This is a genomic window from Spiribacter vilamensis (assembly GCF_004217415.1).
Classification (GTDB): Bacteria; Pseudomonadota; Gammaproteobacteria; order Nitrococcales; family Nitrococcaceae; genus Spiribacter; species Spiribacter vilamensis.
Genome location: NZ_SHLI01000001.1, coordinates 1,703,087 through 1,725,836, shown reverse-complemented (window position 1 = coordinate 1,725,836; position 22,750 = coordinate 1,703,087). Strand labels below are relative to the sequence as shown.

At 65.7% G+C, this 22,750-nt stretch carries 24 protein-coding genes and 1 tRNA gene; 10 read left to right on the top strand and 15 right to left on the bottom strand.

From position 1 onward, the window contains the following. The first annotated feature begins 49 nt into the window (after positions 1-49). Positions 50-1,195: a flagellar motor protein MotA gene (locus EV698_RS08645; RefSeq protein ID WP_130503675.1), complete on the top strand. Its 1,146-nt coding sequence runs from the start codon at positions 50-52 to the stop codon at positions 1,193-1,195. A 7-nt stretch (positions 1,196-1,202) separates the two neighbouring features. Next, entirely contained in the window at positions 1,203-2,501 is a 1,299-nt protein-coding gene (locus EV698_RS08640) for an OmpA family protein (protein WP_130503674.1), read from the top strand. Here the strand turns inward: EV698_RS08640 and EV698_RS08635 are convergent. Then, positions 2,498-3,451 carry a LysR family transcriptional regulator gene (locus EV698_RS08635; protein WP_130503673.1) on the bottom strand — a complete coding sequence of 318 codons (954 nt, stop codon included), beginning with the start codon at positions 3,449-3,451 and terminating at the stop codon, positions 2,498-2,500. The two genes, EV698_RS08640 and EV698_RS08635, sit on opposite strands and share 4 nt — an antisense overlap. A gap of 115 nt (positions 3,452-3,566) precedes the next feature. Between EV698_RS08635 and aceA the strand changes: the two genes are divergently transcribed. Continuing rightward, positions 3,567-4,856 (top strand): isocitrate lyase, encoded by a 1,290-nt coding sequence (aceA, locus tag EV698_RS08630; RefSeq protein WP_130503672.1) that lies wholly within the window; start codon positions 3,567-3,569, stop codon positions 4,854-4,856. A gap of 56 nt (positions 4,857-4,912) precedes the next feature. On the opposite strand, the gene arsH is transcribed toward aceA, so the two are convergent. From arsH to rpsU, 9 genes are all read right to left on the bottom strand, one after another. Next, entirely contained in the window at positions 4,913-5,626 is a 714-nt protein-coding gene (gene arsH, locus EV698_RS08625) for an arsenical resistance protein ArsH (RefSeq protein ID WP_130503671.1), read from the bottom strand. Between the two features lie 16 nt (positions 5,627-5,642). Beyond that, positions 5,643-6,011 (bottom strand): metalloregulator ArsR/SmtB family transcription factor, encoded by a 369-nt coding sequence (locus EV698_RS08620; RefSeq protein WP_130503670.1) that lies wholly within the window; start codon positions 6,009-6,011, stop codon positions 5,643-5,645. Continuing rightward, positions 5,986-6,513 (bottom strand): arsenate reductase ArsC, encoded by a 528-nt coding sequence (locus EV698_RS08615; protein WP_130503669.1) that lies wholly within the window; start codon positions 6,511-6,513, stop codon positions 5,986-5,988. The genes EV698_RS08620 and EV698_RS08615 overlap by 26 nt, the downstream gene beginning before the upstream one ends. A gap of 173 nt (positions 6,514-6,686) precedes the next feature. Next, on the bottom strand, positions 6,687-7,607 hold the full coding sequence (locus tag EV698_RS08610) for a porin (protein ID WP_165385762.1): 921 nt from the start codon (positions 7,605-7,607) through the stop codon (positions 6,687-6,689). 327 nt (positions 7,608-7,934) lie between these two features. Then, positions 7,935-8,010 (bottom strand) — tRNA-Ile (locus EV698_RS08605). Between the two features lie 15 nt (positions 8,011-8,025). Beyond that, complete coding sequence (gene rpoD / locus EV698_RS08600) at positions 8,026-9,882, bottom strand: RNA polymerase sigma factor RpoD (protein WP_130503667.1); 1,857 nt, start codon at positions 9,880-9,882, stop codon at positions 8,026-8,028. Between the two features lie 94 nt (positions 9,883-9,976). Continuing rightward, positions 9,977-11,728, bottom strand: coding sequence for a DNA primase (gene dnaG / locus EV698_RS08595; protein WP_130503666.1), 1,752 nt, complete (start codon positions 11,726-11,728; stop codon positions 9,977-9,979). Positions 11,729-11,770: 42 nt separating this feature from the next. Beyond that, on the bottom strand, positions 11,771-12,217 hold the full coding sequence (locus tag EV698_RS08590) for a GatB/YqeY domain-containing protein (protein WP_130503665.1): 447 nt from the start codon (positions 12,215-12,217) through the stop codon (positions 11,771-11,773). A gap of 15 nt (positions 12,218-12,232) precedes the next feature. Continuing rightward, a complete protein-coding gene (gene rpsU / locus EV698_RS08585; RefSeq protein WP_023364921.1) occupies positions 12,233-12,448 on the bottom strand; it encodes a 30S ribosomal protein S21 in 216 nt (71 codons plus the stop codon). 117 nt (positions 12,449-12,565) lie between these two features. On the opposite strand from rpsU, the gene tsaD reads away from it, so the two are divergent. Next, positions 12,566-13,588 (top strand): tRNA (adenosine(37)-N6)-threonylcarbamoyltransferase complex transferase subunit TsaD, encoded by a 1,023-nt coding sequence (tsaD, locus tag EV698_RS08580; RefSeq protein WP_130503664.1) that lies wholly within the window; start codon positions 12,566-12,568, stop codon positions 13,586-13,588. On the opposite strand, the gene plsY is transcribed toward tsaD, so the two are convergent. Then, complete coding sequence (plsY, locus tag EV698_RS08575) at positions 13,585-14,172, bottom strand: glycerol-3-phosphate 1-O-acyltransferase PlsY (RefSeq protein ID WP_130503663.1); 588 nt, start codon at positions 14,170-14,172, stop codon at positions 13,585-13,587. The two genes, tsaD and plsY, sit on opposite strands and share 4 nt — an antisense overlap. Positions 14,173-14,261: 89 nt before the next feature. Between plsY and folB the strand changes: the two genes are divergently transcribed. Genes folB through EV698_RS08550 form a run of 5 tightly spaced genes read left to right on the top strand, consistent with a single transcriptional unit; the run spans position 14,262 to position 17,859 of the window. Beyond that, positions 14,262-14,615, top strand: a complete 354-nt coding sequence (folB, locus tag EV698_RS08570) for a dihydroneopterin aldolase (RefSeq protein ID WP_420853034.1) — start codon at positions 14,262-14,264, stop codon at positions 14,613-14,615. Continuing rightward, positions 14,612-15,112, top strand: coding sequence for a 2-amino-4-hydroxy-6-hydroxymethyldihydropteridine diphosphokinase (gene folK, locus EV698_RS08565; RefSeq protein ID WP_130503661.1), 501 nt, complete (start codon positions 14,612-14,614; stop codon positions 15,110-15,112). Before folB ends, folK begins: the two co-directional genes overlap by 4 nt. A gap of 2 nt (positions 15,113-15,114) precedes the next feature. Beyond that, on the top strand, positions 15,115-16,323 hold the full coding sequence (locus EV698_RS08560; RefSeq protein WP_130503660.1) for a class I SAM-dependent methyltransferase: 1,209 nt from the start codon (positions 15,115-15,117) through the stop codon (positions 16,321-16,323). A gap of 48 nt (positions 16,324-16,371) precedes the next feature. Then, positions 16,372-17,061, top strand: a complete 690-nt coding sequence (locus EV698_RS08555) for an adenylate/guanylate cyclase domain-containing protein (RefSeq protein ID WP_130503659.1) — start codon at positions 16,372-16,374, stop codon at positions 17,059-17,061. Beyond that, positions 17,062-17,859, top strand: coding sequence for an undecaprenyl-diphosphate phosphatase (locus tag EV698_RS08550; protein WP_130503658.1), 798 nt, complete (start codon positions 17,062-17,064; stop codon positions 17,857-17,859). Here EV698_RS08550 and EV698_RS08545 read toward each other — a convergent pair. Together EV698_RS08545 and EV698_RS08540 are read right to left on the bottom strand one after the other, a co-directional pair. After that, the gene (locus EV698_RS08545; RefSeq protein ID WP_130503657.1) at positions 17,856-19,094 is read right to left on the bottom strand and encodes a multifunctional CCA addition/repair protein; all 1,239 of its coding nucleotides are present in this window, start codon (positions 19,092-19,094) and stop codon (positions 17,856-17,858) included. The genes EV698_RS08550 and EV698_RS08545 overlap by 4 nt on opposite strands. After that, positions 19,091-20,056, bottom strand: a complete 966-nt coding sequence (locus EV698_RS08540; protein ID WP_130503656.1) for a complex I NDUFA9 subunit family protein — start codon at positions 20,054-20,056, stop codon at positions 19,091-19,093. Before EV698_RS08540 ends, EV698_RS08545 begins: the two co-directional genes overlap by 4 nt. Positions 20,057-20,145: 89 nt before the next feature. Between EV698_RS08540 and EV698_RS08535 the strand changes: the two genes are divergently transcribed. Continuing rightward, positions 20,146-20,940 carry a sulfite exporter TauE/SafE family protein gene (locus tag EV698_RS08535; protein WP_239016244.1) on the top strand — a complete coding sequence of 265 codons (795 nt, stop codon included), beginning with the start codon at positions 20,146-20,148 and terminating at the stop codon, positions 20,938-20,940. Between the two features lie 4 nt (positions 20,941-20,944). On the opposite strand, the gene accC is transcribed toward EV698_RS08535, so the two are convergent. Together accC and accB are read right to left on the bottom strand one after the other, a co-directional pair. Next, a complete protein-coding gene (gene accC, locus EV698_RS08530; RefSeq protein ID WP_130503655.1) occupies positions 20,945-22,288 on the bottom strand; it encodes an acetyl-CoA carboxylase biotin carboxylase subunit in 1,344 nt (447 codons plus the stop codon). 9 nt (positions 22,289-22,297) lie between these two features. Further along, positions 22,298-22,744 (bottom strand): acetyl-CoA carboxylase biotin carboxyl carrier protein, encoded by a 447-nt coding sequence (gene accB, locus EV698_RS08525; protein ID WP_130503654.1) that lies wholly within the window; start codon positions 22,742-22,744, stop codon positions 22,298-22,300. Positions 22,745-22,750: the final 6 nt, after the last annotated feature.

Below are 22,750 nucleotides of genomic sequence, written 5' to 3'. Positions count from 1 at the left end.
ATCACGGTATGGTGTGGCCGATGTGTGAAGATCCAACCGGGGGAATGGTGTGCGCAATCCGAATCGCGTCCTGATCTGGATCGTTATCTTTCTGGCGGCGGTGGCCGCCGTCAGCGGCCTGCTGCTCGAGCCGCTGACCGATGCCTTCATGGCGAACCCCGTGTTCAACGGGATGATCCTCGGCGTCCTTTTCATCGGCCTGGTGATCAACTGCCGGCAGGTCCTCGTCCTCAAGCCCGAGGTGGACTGGGTGGACCGGTTCCGTCATGCCGAGGAGGGCGATGCGCCCTCGCTGCCGACCAGCCGGCTGCTGGGCTCCATGGCCCGTATGCTCACCGGCCGGCGGGGCGATCGGTTCAGCCTCTCCGCGACGTCCATGCGCACGGTGCTCGACGGGATCCGGACGCGGCTCGACGAGTCGCGCGATGTCTCCCGCTACCTGATCGGTCTGCTGGTGTTCCTGGGACTGCTGGGGACGTTCTGGGGGCTGCTCGACACGCTCCGCGCGGTGGGGGGCGTTATCACCAACCTGCGCATCGATGGCGCCGATGCCGGTCAGATCTTCACCGAACTCCGCGATGGCCTGCAGGCGCCGCTTACCGGCATGGGCACGGCGTTCAGCTCGTCGCTGTTCGGTCTTGCCAGTTCGCTGGTGCTCGGGTTCGTCGATCTGCAGGCGTCGCATGCCCAGAACCGCTTCTATAACGATCTCGAGGAGTGGCTGTCCGGGCAGACACGGCTGTCGAGCGGTGCCATGGGGGGCGATGCCGACGGCTCGGTGCCGGCCTACATCCAGGCGCTGCTGGAGAACACCGCCGACAGCCTCGACAAGCTCCAGCGGATCATGGCGCGGGGCGACGAGGAGCGCCGCACGGTCGATGCCCGTATCATCGAGCTGACCGAGGAGGTGTCGCGGCTTGCCGATCAGTCGCACAGCGAACAGCGCGGGCTCATCGGCCTCACCCGGACCCAGTCCGAACTTCAGGGCGTGCTCGGCCGGCTCGCCGATGTCAGCGAGGCCCGCAGCAGCGAGGAGAGCGAACAGACCGAGCAGCTCCGAGCTATGGCCCAAGGGCTGCATGACATGCGCCAGGAGATGGTCACCGACCGCGAACGACTCCTGAGCGAGCTGCGCGACGAGGTTCGGCTGCTCACCCGCACCGTCTCCCACCTCAACGACAACGCCCGGGGCTGATCGCCGGATGCGCGGGGGTGATCGCCGTAACCGCTCGTCGGTCAATATCTGGCCGGGGTTCGTCGACGCGCTGGCGGCGGTGCTGCTCGCCTTCGTCTTCGTGCTGCTGCTGTTCGTGGTCTCCCAGCTCTACCTGAGTACTCAGCTCACCGACCGCAACCAGGCGCTGGAGTCACTGCGCGCCGAGCTCTCCGAGATGGCCGATACCCTGTCCATGGAGCGCGACCAGCGGGCCCGGCTGGAAGAGCAGGTCTCCGGGCTCTACGAGGAACTGCATGCGACACTCTCGCAACGTGACGAGGCGCGTGAGGCCCTCGAACTGACCCGTGAAGAGCTGGAAGCCGCCCGCGAGCAGGTCCGTATCGGCGAGTCCGACCTCGAGGCGAGCCTGATGGAGATCGCCTCGCTGCAGCAGGACATCTCCGCCCTGCGGGCGGTACGTGACGATCTGGAATCGCGGGTGGGCGAGCTCGAGGCCAGCCTCGATGAGACCGAGGAAGAGATGGGCGCGATCCGTGACCGCAACCGCGAGCTCCAGGCCCGGCTTGCCGATGCACAGGAGCGCACGCGACTCGCCCAGGAGAAGATCGAGACGCGGGATCTGCGGATCCGGGACCTCGTGGCGGAGATCGAGGATCGGCAGGACGCCATCGAACAGGAGCAGCAGCTGACCGCCGATGCCGAGGCGCGGGTCGAATCGCTGCGCCAGCAGGTACAGGCGCTCCGTGACCAGATCAGCAGCCTGGCCGAGTCGCTGCAGATCGAGGAGGAGACCGTGGCCGAGCAGCAGGCCCGTATCGACACCCTGGTAGAGCGCCTCAACGTCGCCCTGGCAGAGGAGGTGGAGGAGCTCTCCGACTACCGCTCCGAGTTCTTCGGGCGGCTGCGCGAGGTGCTGGGCGATATTGAGGAGATCGAGATCGTCGGCGACCGGTTCCGGTTCCAGTCCGAGCTCTTCTTCGAGACCGCCTCCGCCGACATCGGCGCCGATGGCGAGGCGCGGCTCGAGCAGGTGGCGCTGATACTGCGGCGGATCGCCGACCGGATTCCTCCGGAGATCGACTGGGTGCTACAGGTCGAGGGGCATACCGACCGGCGGCCGATCAGCACGGCGGAATTCCCCTCCAACTGGGAGCTCTCGACGGCGCGCGCCCAGTCCATCCTGTACTTCCTGATCGACCAGGGGGTCCCGCCGGATCGTCTCGCGGCGGTGGGATATGGCGAGTATCAGCCCCTGGCCGAGGGGGACGATCCGGAGGATCTGGCACGCAACCGGCGCATCGAGCTGCGGCTCAGCAACCGCTAGTCGCGCAGTCCCGACGGCAGATCCGCGGCGTCGAAGAAATCGGGGCGCATCATCTCCAGGAAGCGCCGGGCCTGTGGCGACAGGAACCGCCCGCGCCGCGACATGGCGCCGTAGGTGCGCCTGGGGAAGACCTCGGGCAGCGAGCGGACGGCGATGTCCGGAGTGGCCTCGGTCAGGCAGACATTGCTGACGATGGCGATCCCGAATCCCAGCCCGACATAGCGCTTCACGGCCTCCCAGCTACCGACCTCGAGGCGGACCTGGTAGCGCACCGCATGCTGCTGGAAAACCAGGTCGATCAACCGCCAGGTGGTCATCTCCCGCGGCGGTGTGATGTAGTCCTGCCCCGCCAGGTCCCGCATGGTGATCACATCGCGCCGCGCCAGCGGATGGTCGGGAGGGGTGATCAACGACAGGCCGTAGGCGTAGATCGCCTGGTAGCGCAGCTCGTCGGGCATATCGAGGATCGCGCCCACGGCGAAGTCGACCTGGTCCTGGCGCAGTGCCTCCATGAGCTCGCCGACCGAGAGGTGGTGCAGCCGCACCTGGACGTGGGGGTGCTCGGCCATGAACGGCTCGAGGATGGGCGGCAGCAGATAGAGCGTCGATGACTCCCCCGCGCCGATATCCAGCCGGCCGCTGTCGAGCGGCCGATTGCCCTCGCCGAAGCGCTCCGCGAGCCCGTCGATCGCCTCGACCAGCCGATAGGCCTCGGCGTAGAGCGCCTCGCCATCGGGGGTGAGGCGGATGCGTGGTCCCCGGCGCTCGAGCAGGGTGATGTCGAGCTCTCGCTCGAGCGCCTGTATCTGCAACGACACCGAGGGCTGGGTGACCGACAGGCGTTCGGCCGCCCGGGAGATGCTGCCCGCCTCGGCGGTAAAGCAGAACGCCCGGAGCTGGCGGAGCCGGTCCTGCCGGTAGTGGGACGGGGTGTCGGCCGGTATCGGCATGTCGACTCCGATTATTAGCTTATCCAATGATATGTATTGTCTACATTACCTTGTGAAATGATGCAATGCCGCATATTCTCGGGTGACCGATCAAGGTCAAGAGGAGGCGAGAGCGATGAATACAATGAAAACGGCAGCGGAAATCGAGAAAGACTGGCAGGAGAACCCGCGCTGGGCCGAAGTCAAACGGCCCTATCCGGCATCCGAGGTGGTGCGTCTGCGCGGGACCGTGCCGGTGGAGTACACGCTGGCCAACATGGGCGCCGAGAAGCTCTGGCGCTATCTGCATGATGGCGAGATGGACTATGTGAACGCCCTCGGTGCGCTTACCGGCAACCAGGCGATGCAGCAGGTCAAGGCGGGTCTCAAGGCCATCTACCTCTCCGGCTGGCAGGTCGCCGCCGACGCCAACCTGGGCGCCACCATGTATCCCGACCAGTCGCTCTACCCGGCGGACTCGGTGCCGTCGGTGGTGGATCGCATCAACAACACCCTGCTGCGTGCCGACGAGATCCATCACGCCGAGGGCGATGACGGCATCGACTGGATGCAGCCCATCGTCGCCGACGCCGAGGCCGGTTTCGGTGGTGTGCTGAATGCCTTCGAGCTGATGAAGGGCATGATCCGGGCCGGCGCCTCGGGCGTTCATTTCGAGGATCAGCTCGCGTCGGTGAAGAAATGCGGCCACATGGGCGGCAAGGTGCTCGTGCCCACGCAGGAAGCCGTGCAGAAGCTGGTCGCTGCGCGCCTCGCGGCGGACACGATGGGTGCCTCGACCCTGGTGGTTGCCCGTACCGACGCGCTGGCCGCGGACCTGATCACCTCGGATATCGACCCCTACGATGCGCCGTACATCACCGGCGAGCGTACCGCCGAGGGCTTCTTCCGCACCCACGCCGGCGAAGAGCAGGCCATCAGCCGCGGGCTGGCGTATGCGCCCTACGCCGATCTGATCTGGTGCGAGACCGGCACGCCGGACCTGGCGTTCGCCAAGCGCTTCGCGGAGGCGATCAAGAAAGAACACCCGAACACGATGCTCGCCTACAACTGCTCGCCGTCATTCAACTGGCGCGGCAAGCTGGACGAGAAGACCATTGCGAGCTTCCAGAACGAGCTCGCCGCGATGGGGTACAAGTTCCAGTTCATCACGCTGGCCGGTTTCCACAGCCTCAACTACTCGATGTTCGAGCTGGCGCGTGGCTACAAGGAGCGGCAGATGGCGGCCTATTCCGAGCTGCAGCAGGCCGAGTTCGCCGCCGAGCCGCACGGCTACACCGCGACGCGGCATCAGCGCGAGGTGGGTGCCGGTTATTTCGACCAGGTCACACAGACGATCCAGGGCGGCGTGTCATCAGTGACGGCCATGACCGGATCGACCGAGGAAGACCAGTTCGGCGATCAGTAACCGGGTTGATCCCCAACCACTGACGTGATGTTACGGGGGCTTCGGCCCCCGTTTTTTTAGATTGACCGCTGGTTGACCCGCGCCGACAGGGCGTCTGCGCTCTCGATGCGCTCGGAGTAGCGATCCACCAGGTAGTCGCGACGATCGCGGGTCATGCGCGTGAATTTCACGAGCTCTTCCATCACGTCGACGATGCGGTTGTAGTAGGGCGATGGCTTCATGCGATTGTCGTCGTCGAACTCCATGAACGCCTTCGGCACCGAGGACTGGTTGGGGATGGTGATAAGCCGCATCCAGCGTCCCAGCAGGCGCAACTGATTGACGGCGTTGAAGCTCTGCGAACCGCCGCAGACCTGCATGACGGCCAGCGTCTTGCCCTGTGTCGGTCGCACGGCCCCCAGGCTGAGCGGGATCCAGTCGATCTGCGCCTTCATGATGCCGGTCATCGCGCCATGCCGCTCCGGGGAGCTCCACACGAAACCGTCGGCCCAGGTGGCGAGCTCGCGCAGCTCCTGCACCTTCTCGTGATCGGCGTCGGCATCGTCGGGCAGGGGCAGGCCGGACGGGTGGAACAGGCGCGTCTCGGCCCCCAGTCGCCGCAGGATCCGGGCCCCCTCTTCGGCGGTCAGCCGGCTGAACGACCGATCGCGCAGCGATCCGTACAGCAGGAGTATCCGCGGCGGGCGATTGGCTGGCGCGGCGAACAGTTGCGAGTCGTCATTCGGCTGGAACGCTGTCTCGTCGAGGTTGGGTGTCGTGTCGTCAGTCATACCGGTGTCGCTTTGATTACTCCTCGCAGTAGCCACGGTGACGGATGATGGCGTTGCGCAGCTCCGCGAGGTCGTCGGCGAACGGTCGCTCGCCTGCCAGCGTCGCAAGTGTCTGGCGCAGCCATTCGGGGAGGTCGCGGCGCAGTGCGTAGTGCACCCACTGGCCACTGCGCCGGGTTTCTACCAGGCCGACGTCCCGCAGGTGGCCGAGATGTCGGGACATCTTGGGCTGGCTTACGCCCGTTGCCTCGGTGAGCTCACACACGCAGAGCTCGGGGCGCTGCTGCAAGAGCAACGCGGCCCGCAGGCGGGTCTCCTCGCCGAGGAGCCGAAAGATCCGGGTCGGGTCCAGGGTCCGTTCAGTCGGTTGCGCGATCGCTTCCATTGTTTCCCTCCGCGATATCATCGCCGATTGCGTCGAGCTCGCGCTTGAGCCTCATCCGATCCAGCGACTGCATGGGCAGGTTGGCGAATAGCCCGATGCGCCGACGTAACGCTGTCACCGTGTCATGAAAGGCGCGCAGGCGTTCCTCGTCGGTGCCCTCGGCGGCGGCCGGATCGGGCACCCCCCAGTGCGCCGTCATCGGCTGACCGGGCCAGATGGGGCAGGGCTCTGCGGCCGCCCGGTCGCAGACGGTGAAGATGAAGTCCATGGTCGGGCCGTCGTCGGTGGCGAAGACGTCCCAGTTCTTGCTGTAGAGGCCCTCGGTGGGCAGATCCATGCCCTCGAGCACCCTCAGGGCCAGCGGATTGACCGTCCCGGTGGCCATGCTCCCGGCGCTGTAGGCGGTAAAGCGGTCGTCAGTCATATGATTGAGGAGCGACTCGGCAATGATGCTCCGCGCGGAGTTGCCGGTGCACAGGAAAAGAACGTTGTAGTGCGGCATAAGGCGACGTGCTCCGAAACAATGGAGCCACAGTATATATGCCTATCCGGATATGCAATATTTCAGAGGGATGACAGGGTTTGCAACCGGAGGATGTGGCTTGCTTTGGGGTTGATTTGATTCCAAAAAAAACCCCGCCGGAGCGGGGTTTTAGTGGCTGTTACCGCTTCAGATTAGAAGTTGTAACGGGCACCGACGGAGACGCCATCCCGACCATCCGTGTCGCTGTCACGCGCACTCACGTTGAGGTCCAGACCGCCACCAAGGTCGGCCATCAGCATCGCGTTCACTTCGTTGTCGTCGTCGGTATTGTCGGTGACACTGTATCCAACGGTCGCGGTGAAGATGTCGCTCAGCGGAACAACTGCTGCGGCGTGCACGGGATTATTACCTTCAGCGTCGTCAAGGTAGGTCGCCCGGAATGAGGCGATACCCACGTCAACGGAACCACCCAGCGCGATCTGGTCATCATTGTTGTCAATATCGTTGTCGGAATATGCAACACCAAGATCCAAGGCGCCAAGATTAACCGAGCCCGCGAGCTGCGTGCGATTCAGGCCACCGTTACCGTCGTCGGCGGTGTCAGCATAAGCTGCGACAGAAAAGTTCTGAACATCAATGCTGTACTGGATCGAGGCGTCTTGGCCGAACCGATTAACGTTGGCGTAGAGGCCGCCTCCGCCTGTTGCCGGGCCGACGCCACGATACAGGTCGGTGTAAGCACCTACATACTTGTAGAGAAGGTCGTCATCAATACCGAAGGACAACTGACCAAAGTCACCTTCAAAACCAGTGTAGGCATAATCAATGCTATTGCCATACGACTCGTCAGGCGCATTAAATGCACTATTATCATTTTCAAGAAGCGCGATGCGTGCGTAGTAAAAAGTGCTCAATCCGGCGATCGCGTCGTCGGAGCCGCCAGAAATCGCCAGCTTTGAACTTGCGTTGCTGCCGCTAACTTGTGAGTCCTCAACGTCGTTGAAGCGAATATCCACACGGCCGGAGAAGTTCGGGCCGTCGGTCTGTGCGGCGGCAAGGCCGCTGGTGCCGAGAGCGGCTGCGGTCAGCAGCGCGATGGTTGTCTTATTCATCATAGACTCCTTGAAAGTCATTATTTACAACACTGTCTGGGCAACGCACTGCCGAATGCAGCCGACTACCCGCAGATTTCTGGTAGGAGAATCGTCCTGTTGCTAATCGGCAACGGGTAATTCCCCTGAACACGACTCGAGTATATCGAGCTGTGGTTGGAGTGCAACCATTTTGTGGAAATTTTTCGGTAAATTTTTGACGCTAAGTGCGGCGCGGGGCGAGAAATTGGTCTCGAAGGGACGAGTTAAGCTTCGAGGTGTGTGCGAAAAACAACACTGTGGCTCGGGTGTGGTCCTCTGACAACGAGGGGATGTGCCGGCGGTGAATGGTGGGCCCACCAGGATTCGAACCTGGAACCAAAGGATTATGAGTCCTCTGCTCTGACCATTGAGCTATGGGCCCGCAACCGGCGGGGAGTTACTGCTCGTCAAGGAAGCCGCGAAGATTGTCCGACCGGGTCGGATGACGCAGCTTGCGCAGGGCCTTGGCCTCGATCTGGCGGATGCGCTCGCGGGTTACATCGAACTGCTTGCCGACCTCCTCGAGGGTGTGGTCGGTGTTCATGTCGATACCAAAGCGCATGCGCAGGACCTTCGCCTCTCGTGGTGTCAGTCCGCCGAGTATCTCGCGCACCGACTCCCTCAGCCCCTCGCGGGTGGCCGAGTCCACCGGTGACATGACCGATGTGTCCTCGATGAAGTCACCCAGGTGCGAGTCCTCGTCATCACCGATGGGCGTCTCCATGGAGATCGGCTCCTTGGCGATCTTGAGCACTTTGCGGACCTTGTCCTCGGGCATCTCCATGCGCTCGGCGAGCTCTTCGGGATAGGGTTCGCGCCCCATCTCCTGGAGCATCTGCCGGGAGACGCGGTTGAGCTTGTTGATGGTCTCGATCATGTGGACCGGGATGCGGATGGTTCGCGCCTGGTCGGCGATCGACCGGGTGATGGCCTGCCGGATCCACCAGGTCGCATAGGTCGAGAACTTGTAACCGCGCCGGTATTCGAACTTGTCCACCGCCTTCATGAGGCCGATGTTGCCCTCCTGGATCAGGTCCAGGAACTGCAGGCCGCGGTTGGTGTACTTCTTGGCGATGGAGATGACGAGCCGCAGGTTGGCCTCGACCATTTCCTTCTTCGCCCGCCGGGCGCGTGCCTCGCCGATCGACATCCGCCGGTTGATCTCCTTGATCTCGGCCGGCGGCAGGCCGGTGAGCTCGCGGATACGGATCAGCTCCGACTGCTGTTCGATCAGGGCGTCGCGGCACTCCTCCATCGTCTTGCTGTACTTCTTGCGCTGGGCGGCGACCTTGTCGACCCAGCCGGTGTCGGTCTCGTGGCCGGGGAAGCTGGCGATGAAGTCCTTGCGCGGCATGCCGCCCTGCTTGGTGGCGACCCGCATGACCTCGCGCTCGCCGGCGCGTACGCCCTCGACCGCCTTGCGCAGGTTGCCGGCGAGGCCATCGATCACCTTGGGGACGAACTTGATGGCGAGGAACAGGCCGGTCATCTCGTCGCGGATCTCGCCGACGCGCGGGCCGTCCGGTCCGGACTGCTCGAGGATCTCGACCAGCTCGGCGTGGAGGACCTCGATCCGATCGAAGATCTCTGCGGCACGCTCGGGGTCGGGGCCGGTCTCGGCGACCGGGAGTTCCTCATCCTCGCTGGCCTCGGCCTCCCGGGCCTCGGCCTCGCGCGCCGCCTCGTCGGCCTGGACCTGGTGCCGCGCGACCACCTCGGGGACGTTATCGACGAGCTCGGTGATGTCACGGAAACCGGCCACCACCTCGGCAAGGCGCAACTCGCCGTTCTGGATGCCCCGGTGCAGGGCCACCATGGTGCGCGATGACTCCGGATACCCGGACAGGGCCCGCAGGACCTGGTCGAGCCCGTCCTCGATGCGCTTGGCAAGCTCGATCTCGCCCTCGCGGGTGAGCAGCCCGACGGTGCCCATCTCGCGCATGTACATGCGTACCGGGTCCGTGGTGCGGCCGAATTCGGCGTCCACTGCCGCGAGCGCCGCGGCGGCCTCCTCGGCCTCGTCCTCGTCGGTGGACACGGCGCTGTCGCTGAGCATGAGCGTGTCGGCATCCGGGGCGGTCTCATGGACCGGGATCCCCATGTCGCTGATCATGCTGATGATGTCTTCGATCTGATCCGGCTCGACGATATCGTCGGGCAGATGATCGTTGACCTCGGCATAAGTGAGGTAACCCTGCTCCTTGCCACGGGCAATGAGTTCTCTAATCTGGGACTGCTGATCCTGGCTTGCCATAGACTACCGATGCTGGAGTTGTGTCGGAGGGACGCAATTATTGCGCAACAGAGTACATTAGCATTGATTGGCTAATCTACAAGGTTGCGACTAATCACTGCCCCGTCTGTTTGATTCGTATCCACTCAGACCATTCATCGGTCGTGAGGGTGCCGGCCTGGAGGCGCTCGTTGAGATGCTGCAGGCGCCTTTCCGTCGTGATCCGGCGGATCTGCTCCATTGCATCCGCGAACTCCGCCTCGAGTCCGGCCGCGGGTACGAGATGATCCCAGGTGGCGAGTTTCCAGAGCGCGCTCTCGTGCTCGCTGTCCCGGAATCTCTCGAGTATCGCTCCAGAGTTGAGATGGGGCTCATTGCGGGCGAGTTCAACCATTTGCACCAGTAATGGCAGTCCCGGGAGGTCATCGAGCCCGCGCAGCGACTCGACCTCGTCGACAAGGCGGGCCAGCGCAGGCGATTGCAGTAACAGCGCGATGGCGAGCCGAACCGGGGTGCGGCGCACGCCGGACTTGTCGGACCCGGTGGGCTCGCGGCGCCGCGCCTGCTGATCGCGGTTGAGCGTCTCGCGGCCGTCGACCACGCCCTCCAGGTAGTCGGTGTCCAGTCGCGCCAGGCCGGCGAGGCGTTCGCAGAGCATATGCCGATAGACATCCGGCGGCAGGCGCTGGAGGAGCGGCAGGGCCTTCTCAACGAAGCGCGCGCGTCCGTCCATGCTCTGCATGTCGGTATCGGCCTCGAGCCGTTCGATCAGGTAGTCGGATAGCGAGGTCGCCTGCTGCAGCCGCGACTCGAACCCCGAGCGCCCGAGGCTGCGGACCAGGCTGTCCGGGTCTTCGCCCTCCGGCAGGAACAGGAAGCGGATCTGGCGGCCCTGGCGCATGGTCGGCAGGGCATTCTCCAGGGCACGCCATGCGGCCTGTCGCCCGGCATTGTCGCCATCGAAGCAGAAGATAATGTCCGACGATGTCTTGAGCAGGCGCTCGATCTGGCGGGTCGAGGTCGCCGTCCCCAGTGTCGCCACTGCGCGGGGCAGGCCGTTCTGGGCGAGTGCCACCACGTCCATGTAGCCCTCCACCACGACGATGTCCGCCGGATGGCGGTCGGCCTGTAGCACCTCGTAGAGCCCGTAGAGGGACTCGCCCTTGTGGAAGACCGGCGTCTCCGGGGAGTTGAGATACTTCGGCTCGCCGTCATCGAGCACCCGGCCACCAAAGCCGATGGTGCGCCCGCGGCGATCGCGGATCGGGAACATGATGCGATCCCGGAAGCGGTCGTACACCCGCCCGCCGTCGCGCTCGATCACCAGGCCGACGCGCTGCAGGTCATCCGAGACACCCAGTCGGCCGATCAGGTTGTCCCATCCCGGTGGCGCGAAGCCAATCCCGAAGCGCTGGGCGATCTCGCCACTCAGGCCGCGCTGGCGCAGGTAATCGATCGCCCGCTGGCGCTGGGGATGTTGCCGAAGCCAGTGATGGTAGGCGCGGTCCGCGCGCTCGAGCAGGGCATAGAGCGGCGCGTGATTCTGCTGAGGGCCCGAATCCTGGGTGTTCTCGGGCATCTCCATGCCGGCCATCTGGGCGAGCTGGGCCACCGCCTCGCGAAAGTCGAGGCGGTCATACTCCATGAGAAAGCGGATCGCGCTGCCATGGGCGCCGCAGCCGAAACAGTGATAGAACTGCTTGTCGGTGCTGACCGTGAAGGAGGGGGTCTTCTCACCATGAAACGGGCAGAGGCCGTGCTGGTTGCTGCCGGAGCGTTTTAGCTGGACGCGCTCACCGACGACATCGACGATGTCGACGCGGGCAAGCAATTCATCAATGAAGGAATCCGGGATTCTGCCGGCCATGATTGCCTCTCTGCGGCAAAGCGCCGGGCTCCGCTCGGTGGGTCAGCCGAGCTGCTGTTTGACGCGTGCGCTGACGGCGCTCATGTCGGCGCGGCCCTGCATCTGCGGCTTGAGCCGTGCCATGACCCGACCCATCTCGCGGACCGACTCGGCTCCCGTTTCGCGGATGGCCGCGGCGATCTGCTCGTCGATCTCGGCCTCGGTAAGGGCCTTGGGCAGAAACTCGCCGATGATCGCGATCTCCGCCTTCTCCGCCGACACCAGATCATCACGACCCGCCGCCTCGTACTGCTCGACGGACTCGCGACGCTGCTTGCCCATCTTGTCCAGGATCGCGAGGACATCGGCATCTTCGAGGGAGCGACGCTCGTCGACTTCCTTTTGCTTGATCGCGGCGCTGATCATTCGCAGCGTCGCCAGCCGGGGCTTGTCGCCCGCCCGCATTGCCGCTTTGACGGCATCGCCGAGCTGCGCCTGGAGGTTACTCACGAGGCATTCCCCTGCCTAGTAGAGGCGCTGGCCGCGCTGGTTTTCACGCTGCACGCGCTTGGCGTGGCGCTTCACCGCAGCCGCCTGCTTGCGCTTGCGCTCCTGGGTGGGCTTTTCATAGCTCTCGCGACGGCGCACTTCCGACAGCACACCGGCCTTCTCGCAGGACCGCTTGAAGCGGCGCAGGGCCACCTCGAAGGGCTCGTTCTCGCGAACCTTAACGTTCGGCATAACGCTCCAACCTTACCGTATTGATGTGAACGACGTAGAATTGCGGAAATTCCAACTAGTCCGATAGTTTAAGCCGGGAAATAATCGATTGCAAAAGCCCCGCATCCACTGCCTGCCATGATCACGCTTGGTATCGAGACCTCCTGTGATGAAACCGGGATCGCGCTCTACGCCGATGATGCCGGGCTCATCGCCCATCGCCTCCACAGCCAGGTCGCCACCCATGCCCGCTATGGCGGTGTCGTGCCTGAACTGGCATCGCGGGACCATATCCGTCGGGTGCTGCCGCTGATCCGGGACTGTCTGAGCGAGGCCGGATTAACGACGGAAGCGATCGGCGGCATTGCCTATACCCGGGGCCCGGGCCTCGCCGGTGCACTGCTGGTGGGGTCGGCAATCGCGGAAAGCCTGGGCTGGGCGCTCGACTGCCCGGTTCTCGGAGTCCACCACATGGAGGCGCATCTCCTCGCGCCCATGCTCGAACCCGATCCCCCCGCGTTTCCTTTTCTCGCGCTGCTGGTCTCCGGCGGCCATACGCTGCTGGTGCAGGTGGCGGGCATCGGGCGCTACCGGATCCTCGGCGAGTCGCTGGATGACGCCGCCGGCGAGGCCTTCGACAAGACCGCGAAGCTGCTGGGTCTGCCCTATCCCGGTGGTCCGCAGCTGGAGGCGCTGGCCCGCGAAGGCGAGGCCGGATCACTGCGCTTCCCGCGCCCGATGACCGACCGCCCCGGTCTCGATTTCAGCTTCAGCGGCCTGAAAACCGCGGTGCTCAACAGCGTTCGCGAGGGCCCTGACGACGACGCCCGCCGCGCCGCCGTTGCCCGGGCGTTTCAGGATGCAGTGGTCGATACCTTCGCGATCAAGGTGCGTCGCGCGCTGCGCTCAACGGGCGTTCGGCATCTCGTGATTGCCGGCGGGGTGGGTGCGAACCAGGCCCTCCGCCACGGGCTGGAGTCGGTCGCCGCTGCCGAGGGCGCGGCGGTGGCCTGCCCGCGGCTCGCGTTCTGCACCGATAACGGCGCCATGATTGCCTATGCCGGGCATTGCCGGCTGATGGCCGGCGAGCGGGACGCCCCCGGAATCGACGTTCGGCCGCGATGGCCACTGGACGAGTTATTGCCGCCGGGGGACGCCTAGCGCCGACCGATGCGGGGTTCCGTGCCACCGGCAATGCGGCGGATGTTGCCGCGATGCCGCCAGCCGGTGAGCAGGGCCATGCCTACGGCGACGCCGGCAAGCGCCGGCGACTGATCGATCAGCAGGAACCAGGCCGGAGCCAGTGCAAAGCTGACCAGCGCCGCCAGTGACGACAGGCGGGTCAGTGCGGCGACCACCAGCCAGGTCAGCACGACAGCAGCGCCGGGGAGCCAGGACCAGGCGAGGAAGATGCCCAGCCCGGTCGCGATGCCCTTGCCACCGCGAAACGCGAAGAACACCGGAAACAGATGGCCCAGGAACGCCGCGCCACCGATGGCGGCGATGGTGGTCGCCGACAGGCCGAGGGCATGGCCGGCAAGCACGGGTACAACGCCCTTTAGCGCATCGCCTGCGAGTGTTGCGGCACCGGCGCCGCGCCCGCCGAGCCGCAGGACATTGGTTGCGCCGGGGTTGCCGCTGCCGTCGTGGCGCGGGTCGGGCATCCCCAGCAGCCGGGCGACCAGCACGCCGGTGGATAGAGAGCCGGCCAGATAGCCGATAACAATGAGTGCGATGTCCGTCATGGCGGTATTCCATCCGCTGGCCGAGGCGGGGTCAAGCGGGCCTTGTGCTGGTCGCGGCGACATGAAATGCTCCGGCAGCAATGGATACCGTGTTTCTCCAAGCCCTGACCTTGCGTTCCGTGATCGGGGTCCGGCCCTGGGAGCGGTCTTTCGCCCAGCGGCTCGAGCTGGATCTGAGTCTCTCCGTGGACACCCGGAACGCCGCCGCGCGGGATGCGATCGACGCGGCCGTGGATTACGCGGCGCTTAGCGAGCGTCTGACGCAGCGGGCGGCGGACGCCGACTGCCAGCTCATCGAGACGCTGGCCGAACGTCTGGCAATGGCGGTCCTGGAGGACACCCGCATCGAGTCTGTCGAGTTGACCCTGCGCAAACCGGGTGCCGTCCCGGCGGCCCGGAGTGTCGGTGTCAGAATTATCCGAAGCCAATCAGAGGTCCCATGAATCGCGCCTATCTCAGCATCGGCAGCAACATCGAACCCGAGCGCCATGTGCGCGCCGCCATTACCGCACTCCACGAGCGGTTCGGCGAGCTGACTGTCTCTCCGGTCTATCAGACGACCGCCGTTGGATTCGACGGTGATGACTTCTACAACCTGGTGGTCGGGCTCGACACCGATATCGCAGCCGACCAGCTGGCGGCGGCCTGTCGGGAAATCGAAACCGAGCAGGGCCGGCAGCGGACCGATCGTCGCTACAACGCCCGGACGCTTGATATCGACCTGCTCACACTGGGGTACATGATCCGCGACGACGTGCCCATCCTGCCGCGGGAGGAGATCCTCAAATACGCCTTCGTCCTCAAACCGCTGGTGGATATCGCGCCCGATGAGCGCCACCCCCTGGACGGGCGACGCTATGCCGACATCTGGGCGTCGTTCGAGGATGATTACGGGGTCGTTCCCACCGGGATTGATCTCTCCGTCGAAAGCGGGGGCTGACCATGGCCCGGCGAGACGGGCCCGAGGCGCCGCCCGAGCCGGACGCCACTGCCGCCCGCTACAGCGCCGAGCTGCGGGAGCGGATCGATGCGGCCATCGCCATGGCGGGTGGGCGTATGGATTTCGCCGAGTACATGGCGATGGCCCTGTACTCGCCGGGCCTGGGGTATTACAGCGCGGGGCAGACCCGGTTCGGGGCGGGTGGTGATTTCACCACGGCGCCACTGATGTCACCGCTTTTCTCGTGGACGCTGGCGCGCGAGGTGCAGCGCGGCCTCGATGCCGTGGGCGGTGATACGGTGCTGGAGTTTGGTGCCGGCACGGGGCGGATGGCGGCCGATATCCTCGAGGCGCTGGCGGCGGCGGATGCCCTGCCGGCGCGCTATCTCATCGTCGAGGTCAGTGCCGATCTGCGTGCCGAGCAGGCACGAACGTTCGATGCCCTTGATCCGGATCTGCGCGCCCGTGTGGCATGGCTCGACCGTCTGCCGGCGACGCCGATTCGTGGCGTCGTCCTCGCCAACGAGGTGATGGACGCCCTGCCGGTCCGGCGTTTCCGGCGCACCGAAACCGGCGTGGAGGCCCTTGCCGTGGGCCACGACGAATCCGGCGCGCTGAGCTGGAAGCCGCAGGTCGCGGACGATGAACTGAGCGGTGCGGTGACGGCCATCGAGGCGGCGATCGGTGATCGTCTGCCCGCGGGGTATTGCTCGGAGTGGTGCCCGTCGCTGGCGCCCTGGATTGCCGAGCTGGGCGAGCTGATCGAGGCCGGCATTGCGCTGCTCATCGACTACGGTTACCCCCGTGCGGAGTACTATCACCCCCAGCGGGCCACCGGCACCTTGCTGTGCCACTACCGCCATCGCGCCCATGACGATCCGTTCTTCTGGCCCGGGCTGCAGGATATTACCGCCTCGGTGGACTTTACCGCGGCCGCCCGGGCCGGGATGGACGCGGGGCTGGATCTGCTCGGCTTTGCGACCCAGGGCAATTTCCTGGCCGGGGCGGGGCTGCCCGAGGTCCTGCAGACGCAGGCCGGCGATGACCCCAATCGCGCCGCCGAGCTTGCCCAGAGCGCCAAGCCACTGATCTTTCCCGACGAGATGGGCGAGCGGTTCAAGGTCCTGGGGCTCGGGCGCGGTACGGAGACCACCCTGCCGGGCTTTGCATTTGCCGACCATCGTGCGCGCTTGTCAATTCACGTCGATTAATTTAGTACTAAAAAAGGTCACACGGAATGTGAGTAACGGGAGAGAGGAATGGAGTCCCCCGGCCGCTATCGCTACCGGCCCGCGAACACGCTTTATGCCGCCAGCCACGACTGGTTCTCGCCCTATCTGTCGCGTCCGGTTCGCGAGCTGCTCGACGCCGGTCCCCACGCTCGGTCGCTGTTACGCTCACCCCGCAACGTCGATGTCTGTATCCTCTTCACCGATATCCGTGGTTTTACCGATCTGTCGCGCACCATCGGATCGGACAGGCTGTTTCGTACGGTCGATGCCTGCATCGGCCGCCAGATCCGGATCATCGAGCACTATGACGGATACGTCGACAACTTTACCGGGGACGGACTGATGGCGGTCTTCGAAGGTCCTGACATGACGGACAGCGCCTGTCGTTGTGCGCTGGAGGTGGTCAGCCGGGCACTGCCGGCCGTGCGCTACGGCGAGGCCGCCCTGGCGCCCATCGGGGCCGGATTGCACCGCGGTGATGTGGCAATGGGTACGCTCGGCTGCGAAAGCCGGCTGACCCATACGGCGATCGGCGATACGGTCAATCGAGCCGCGCGACTGACCGGCTTTGCACGGGGGCGGGACGTGGTCATCAGCGAGCGGATACGACGCGGCCTCAGCGCGGAAACGGCCGCGCGGTTTGCGCCCGTGCAGGCCGACCGCCGACGCACCGATATCGATGCGATCGCGCCGATCTATCGCTCGAGGTGCGGCTGAGTGGACCTGCTCCAGGTGTTCTGGCTGGGGATTATCCAGGGGTTGACCGAATTCCTGCCGATCTCGAGCTCCGCGCACCTGATCCTGGTGCCGCGTCTGCTTGGCTGGCCCGATCAGGGGCTGGCGTTTGATGTGGCCGTTCACGTCGGGACCCTGCTGGCGGTCATGCTGTACTTCCGCCGACAGATTCTTCCCCTGGTCGGTGATACGGCCCGCTCGGCCTGGCAGTGCCGGGCCGTGGGCGAGAGTCAGCTGGGCTGGGCCCTGGTGATCGGGACGCTGCCGCTGGTCGTCGGGGCGCTGGTACTGGCCGACGCCGCCGAGGGCCTGCTGCGCGATCCACGGATTATTGCCGCGGCCACCATCGGTTTCGGGTTGCTGCTCTGGGCCGTGGTGCACCGAGCCGGTGATCGTGACGAGCGCAGTATCGGGCCGGGAGCGGCGCTTTTCATTGGCGCCGCCCAGGTCCTGGCCATCATTCCCGGGACCTCGCGCTCGGGTATCACCATGACCGCCGGGCTGTGGCTGGGTCTGGACACAACGGCCGCTGCGCGGTTCTCGTTTCTGCTCTCGATACCGGCCATCGGCCTGGCGGGTGCCTGGAAGGCGCTGCAGCTGGCCGGCGCCGATACCGCCGTCGACTGGGGCGTGTTCGGCTTCGGTGCGCTGGTCTCCGCGGTGGCCGCCTACCTGTGCATCAAGGCCTTCCTGGCGCTGGTTTCGCGGGTAGGGATGACACCGTTCGTGATCTATCGGCTGGTGCTGGGCGTGGTGCTGCTGGTGATGTTCTCGGGTTAATCGCCGGCCTGGAGTTCGGCGATTGCCGCGACGCGCGCCTCGCGGATGGCGTCACCGATGGCCGCCCCCTTGAGGCCTTGCTCCACAAAGCGCGAGGCGTCGATGCGGCGGCATCGCACCAGCGCCTCGCGCACCTGTTCGGCCTGTGGATAGGGGCGCTCCTCCAGCCCCAGCCGACCGCGATAGTCGGCCTCGCAGGCGAGCAGGAAGGCATCCACGCGGGTCGGTCGCCGAAACAGATCCAGCCCCTCGAGCATCGCCAGCACCTCCGCCGGGTCGAGTTCACGAACACGGTGGCAGTCCAGGTGGTAGCGGGTGACCCCCCGCGCGAGGTCCCGGCATCCGGACGGAACGCGCAGTCGCTCGCAGAATGTCTCCACAAGCGGGACGCCGCGGGCCTCGTGGCCACGATGGCCGGGAAGGTGGTCGGCCGGCGTAATGCCCTTGCCGAGGTCGTGGACCAGTGCCGAGAACCGGGTCGGCAGATCGGCCTCGAGCCGCGCGGACTGCTGCAGCACCAGCAGGATATGCTCGCCGGTGTCGATCTCGGGGTGATGACGGGGCGGCTGGGGTATGCCGAACAGGCAATCCACTTCCGGCATCAACCGGGCCAGTGCCCCGCAGTCACGCAGGATCCGGATGAAGACCTCCGGTGCCGGCGCCATCAGTGCCCGGGCCGTTTCCTGCCAGACCCGCTCGGGCACCAGGGCATCCACCTCGCCACTCGCGACCATCTCCCGGCACAGCTCCATGGTCTCCGCCGCCACCTCGAAGCCGAGGGGGGCAAAGCGCGCGGCAAACCGGGCCAGTCGCAGAATGCGGACCGGGTCCTCGCGGAACGCCGTCGAGACATGCCGAAGCTGGCGTGCCTCGAGATCGTCACGGCCCCGGAACGGGTCGATCAGGGTCCCGTCCGGCGCCTGCGCCATGGCGTTGACGGTAAGGTCACGGCGGGCCAGATCGGCCTCGAGGCCCACGTCGGGACTGGCATGGAAGGTAAACCCGTGATACCCCGGCCCGGTCTTCCGTTCGGTGCGTGCCAGGGCGTATTCCTCGTGGGTCTCGGGGTGCAGGAATACCGGGAACTCGCGCCCGACCGGCCGGAAGCCGCGCTCGGTCATCGCCTCGGGGGTCGCGCCGACCACGACCCAGTCGCGCTCGTGGACCTCGCGGCCCAGCAGGCGGTCGCGAATCGCGCCGCCTACCTCGTAGATCTCGAGGCCCGCCGTGGTCACTCGGAATGACGCCCCGCGTCGCGCCGCCACTCGTCGTAGCGATCGCGCGCCTTGCGCCCGCCGAGGTAGCCCGGTGCCACCGCTTCGAGGGCGGTCGGATGCACGCCCAGATCGGGCAGGCCGTTGTGGCTGCAGACGTTGTCGACCTGGCTCGAGAGGTAGTTGTCATAGGTATAGGGCTTGCCGGGGAAGCGCTGCAGGATCCGTCCCTGCAGCCGCGAGAGACCGTCCGGCAGCCCGATGACCGCCCGCTTGAGTCCCAGCAGTTTCGCCACGTAGCGGACCAGTGCCTCGAGGGTGTAGACGTTCGGGCCGCCCAGTTCATAGGTCTGGCCGAAGGTGCGTCGATCGGTGAGCGAATGCTCGAATGCCGCGGCCACGTCGTCCACGTACACGGGCTGGAACTTCGCGTCGGGCGTGGGCAGCGGCATCACCGGCGTGAGCTTCAGCATCCCGGCAAAGGTGTTGAGAAAGCCGTCGGCGGCGCCGAACACCACCGAGGGCTTGAAGACCGTGACTGTCAGGTCATCCCCGTGGGCGTCGAGGGCCAGGCGCTCGCCTTCGCCCTTGGTCTGCTGGTAGCGACTGGGTCCGTCGACTGCCGCGCCCAGCGCGCTCATGTGCAGGAGCCGGCGGACGCCCGCGGTCCGGCAGGCCTCGAGCAGCTTTGCCACCAGATCGACGTGGACCGTTTCGAAGCCGCGTCCCGGTTTGCTCGACTCGTTGAGGATCGCCACCAGGTTGATGACGGCATCCACCCCCTCGAGGTGATGCGCGAGCTGTTCAGGGTCGTGGATGTTCGCCTCCACCAGCTCGAGGTTGGGGATCGGCAGCAGATGGCGATTGCGCTCGCGGCGGCGCGTCAACACCTTGATGTGGATCGGCGTATTGGCGAGGCGGTTGGCGATCTGGCGACCGATGAACCCGGTGCCGCCCAGTATGCAGACAGTCTGGATGCGCATGATGACCGCGCTCTCCCTGTTTGGCTTGTTGATATCCCCATTGTAGAGCAAATGCCTTACCCTCGGTTTTCAGTCGTGTTGACGAGGTCATGTTGCTTTCGTTGCTCATCTACGTAGCCGCCGGTGCGGTGGTGGGGTTTGTCTCCGGGCTGTTCGGTATCGGCGGCGGGGTGATCGTCGTGCCGATGCTGCTGCCGATCTTCCAGGCCCAGGGCCTGGGTATGGATGTGGCCATGCATATGGCGGTGGGCAGCTCCCTCGCCACGATCGTCGTCACCGGGCTCTCGTCGGCGCGCGCGCACTGGCGGCTCGGCAACCTCGTGGTCTCGGCGCTGCCGTGGCTGGTGGCGGGGCTGGTGACCGGGGCCCTGGTCGGGGCGCAGCTGGCGGCGGCCCTGTCCGGGGATATCCTGCGGATCATCTTTGCGCTGTTCGTACTGGCGCTCGCCGTGCGGATGATCTTCGCTCTCGAGCCACCCCCGGGTCGGGTCATCCCCCCGCCCGGTGTGGTGAGTGGCGTCGGGTTCGTGATCGGCGCGCTCTCGAGCCTGGTGGGGATCGGCGGCGGCACGCTCCTCGTGCCCTTCCTGATCTGGTCGGGCGTGACCATGCGCCAGGCCGTCGGGACCTCGGCGGCGGCCGGCGTGAGCATCGCGCTTGCGGGCAGTATCGGCTTTATCGTCGCGGGGACGGGTGAGGATCAGCTGCCCGCGCTGAGTACGGGCTACATTTACTGGCCGGCGGTCGGCGGGATTACCGTGGCCAGCGTTTTCCTCGCGCCGCTGGGCGCGCGGGTTGCGAGCCGCGTGCCCGCCGTCTGGCTGCGCCGGGCCTTCGCCGCTTTCCTGGTGATCGTCGGCTTCCGGCTGCTCCTCTCGGGGTAATCGCTCAGGAGATACCCAGCTTCTTTTCGAGGTAGTGGATATTCGTGCCACCTTCCTCGAAGCCGCGATCCATGAGCAGATCCTCGTGCAGTGCGGTGTTGTCGGTAATGCCCTCGATCACCAGCTCGCTCAGCGCCGTCCGCATGCGGGCGATGGCGCTCTTGCGGTCGGCACCCCAGGTAATCACTTTGCCGATCATCGAGTCATAGTGGGGCGGGACCCGATAGCCGCTGTAGACATGCGAATCGACTCGCACGCCCGGACCGCCCGGCGGGTGGTAGAGCGTGATCTGGCCGGGTGAGGGCACGAACCGGACCGGGTCCTCGGCGTTGATCCGGCACTCGATGGCATGACCGCGAAACTCGATATCCGATTGCTCGAACGAGAGGGCGTCACCGCCGGCGATCAGGATCTGCTCGGCCACCAGATCGCGGCCGGTCACCATCTCGGTGACGGGGTGCTCGACCTGGATGCGGGTATTCATCTCGATGAAGAAAAACTCGCCATCCTGGTAGAGGAACTCGAAAGTGCCGGCGCCGCGGTATTCCAGCCGCCGGCAGGCCTCGGCACAGCGCTCACCGATGAAGGCGCGCTCCTCGGCGGTGATCCCGGGGGCGGGGCTCTCCTCAATCACCTTCTGATGCCGGCGCTGCATGGAACAGTCGCGCTCGCCGAGATGGACGGCGTTGCCGAACTCGTCGGCCATGACCTGGACCTCGACGTGGCGGGGATTATCCAGGTACTTCTCCATGTAGACGCTGCTGCTACCGAAGGCGTTGGCCGCCTCGGTGCGGGTCATGGAGATGGAGTGCAGCAGCGCGCCCTCGCTGTGGACCACCCGCATGCCCCGGCCACCTCCGCCGGCCGCCGCCTTGATCATGACCGGAAAGCCGATCGACCGGGCGAGGCGCATGTTTTCGGCGTCGTCGTCGCCCAGTTCGCCGTCGGAGCCGGGGACGCAGGGGACACCGGCGGCCTTCATCGACTCGATCGCCGAGACCTTGTCGCCCATCAGGCGGATCGTCTCGGCCCGCGGGCCGATGAACCGGAACCCGGACTGCTCGACGCGCTCGGCGAAATCGGCGTTCTCCGAGAGAAAGCCGTAGCCGGGGTGGATGGCGACCGTGTCGGTCAGCTCCGCCGCACTGATGATCGCGGGGATATTCAGATAGCTCTCGGCGGAGCTGGGGCCGCCGATGCAGACCGACTCGTCGGCGAGGCGGACGTGCTTGAGATCGCGGTCGGCGGTGGAATGCACCGCCACCGTGCCGATGCCGAGCGCCCGGCAGGCGCGCAGGATGCGCAGGGCGATTTCGCCGCGATTGGCGATGAGTACCTTGTCGATCATCCCGTCACCCTACTCGATAATGAACAGCGGCTGGTCGAACTCCACCGGCTGTCCGTTTTCGACCAGGACGCTGCGCACGACGCCGGCGTAGTCCGATTCGATCTGGTTGAGCATCTTCATCGCCTCGATAATGCAGAGCGTATCGCCGACCTCGACGCTCCGTCCCTCGTCGGTAAACGAATCGGCGTCCGGTGACGAGGCGCGGTAGAAGGTGCCCACCATGGGCGAACGGATGGTGTGACCGGTCGGCTCCGCGGCACTGGCAGGCTCGCGTGCCGGCGGCTCCGCGGCGGCGGCCGGCTGTGACGCTGGCGCGGGTGCCGGGGCGGGCGCGGCCGCGACCTGGGTAACGCCGCGGTTGATGCGCAGGCTTTCCTCACCCTCGTGAATCTCGATCTCGTTAACGCCGGATTCGTCCAGCAGCTCGATCAGGCGTTTTATCTTGCGAATATCCATGGCGGT

Excerpts from the sequence above, each read along its gene's own strand:
- EV698_RS08640 (WP_130503674.1), top strand. The coding sequence starts at position 1,203 with ATGCGCGGGGGTGATCGCCGTAACCGCTCGTCGGTCAATATCTGGCCG.
- EV698_RS08635 (WP_130503673.1), bottom strand. The coding sequence starts at position 3,451 with ATGCCGATACCGGCCGACACCCCGTCCCACTACCGGCAGGACCGGCTC.
- aceA (WP_130503672.1), top strand. The coding sequence starts at position 3,567 with ATGAATACAATGAAAACGGCAGCGGAAATCGAGAAAGACTGGCAGGAG.
- arsH (WP_130503671.1), bottom strand. The coding sequence starts at position 5,626 with ATGACTGACGACACGACACCCAACCTCGACGAGACAGCGTTCCAGCCG.
- EV698_RS08620 (WP_130503670.1), bottom strand. The coding sequence starts at position 6,011 with ATGGAAGCGATCGCGCAACCGACTGAACGGACCCTGGACCCGACCCGG.
- EV698_RS08615 (WP_130503669.1), bottom strand. The coding sequence starts at position 6,513 with ATGCCGCACTACAACGTTCTTTTCCTGTGCACCGGCAACTCCGCGCGG.
- EV698_RS08610 (WP_165385762.1), bottom strand. The coding sequence starts at position 7,607 with ATGAATAAGACAACCATCGCGCTGCTGACCGCAGCCGCTCTCGGCACC.
- rpoD (WP_130503667.1), bottom strand. The coding sequence starts at position 9,882 with ATGGCAAGCCAGGATCAGCAGTCCCAGATTAGAGAACTCATTGCCCGT.
- dnaG (WP_130503666.1), bottom strand. The coding sequence starts at position 11,728 with ATGGCCGGCAGAATCCCGGATTCCTTCATTGATGAATTGCTTGCCCGC.
- rpsU (WP_023364921.1), bottom strand. The coding sequence starts at position 12,448 with ATGCCGAACGTTAAGGTTCGCGAGAACGAGCCCTTCGAGGTGGCCCTG.
- tsaD (WP_130503664.1), top strand. The coding sequence starts at position 12,566 with ATGATCACGCTTGGTATCGAGACCTCCTGTGATGAAACCGGGATCGCG.
- plsY (WP_130503663.1), bottom strand. The coding sequence starts at position 14,172 with ATGACGGACATCGCACTCATTGTTATCGGCTATCTGGCCGGCTCTCTA.
- folK (WP_130503661.1), top strand. The coding sequence starts at position 14,612 with ATGAATCGCGCCTATCTCAGCATCGGCAGCAACATCGAACCCGAGCGC.
- EV698_RS08560 (WP_130503660.1), top strand. The coding sequence starts at position 15,115 with ATGGCCCGGCGAGACGGGCCCGAGGCGCCGCCCGAGCCGGACGCCACT.
- EV698_RS08555 (WP_130503659.1), top strand. The coding sequence starts at position 16,372 with ATGGAGTCCCCCGGCCGCTATCGCTACCGGCCCGCGAACACGCTTTAT.
- EV698_RS08540 (WP_130503656.1), bottom strand. The coding sequence starts at position 20,056 with ATGCGCATCCAGACTGTCTGCATACTGGGCGGCACCGGGTTCATCGGT.
- EV698_RS08535 (WP_239016244.1), top strand. The coding sequence starts at position 20,146 with ATGTTGCTTTCGTTGCTCATCTACGTAGCCGCCGGTGCGGTGGTGGGG.
- accC (WP_130503655.1), bottom strand. The coding sequence starts at position 22,288 with ATGATCGACAAGGTACTCATCGCCAATCGCGGCGAAATCGCCCTGCGC.
- accB (WP_130503654.1), bottom strand. The coding sequence starts at position 22,744 with ATGGATATTCGCAAGATAAAACGCCTGATCGAGCTGCTGGACGAATCC.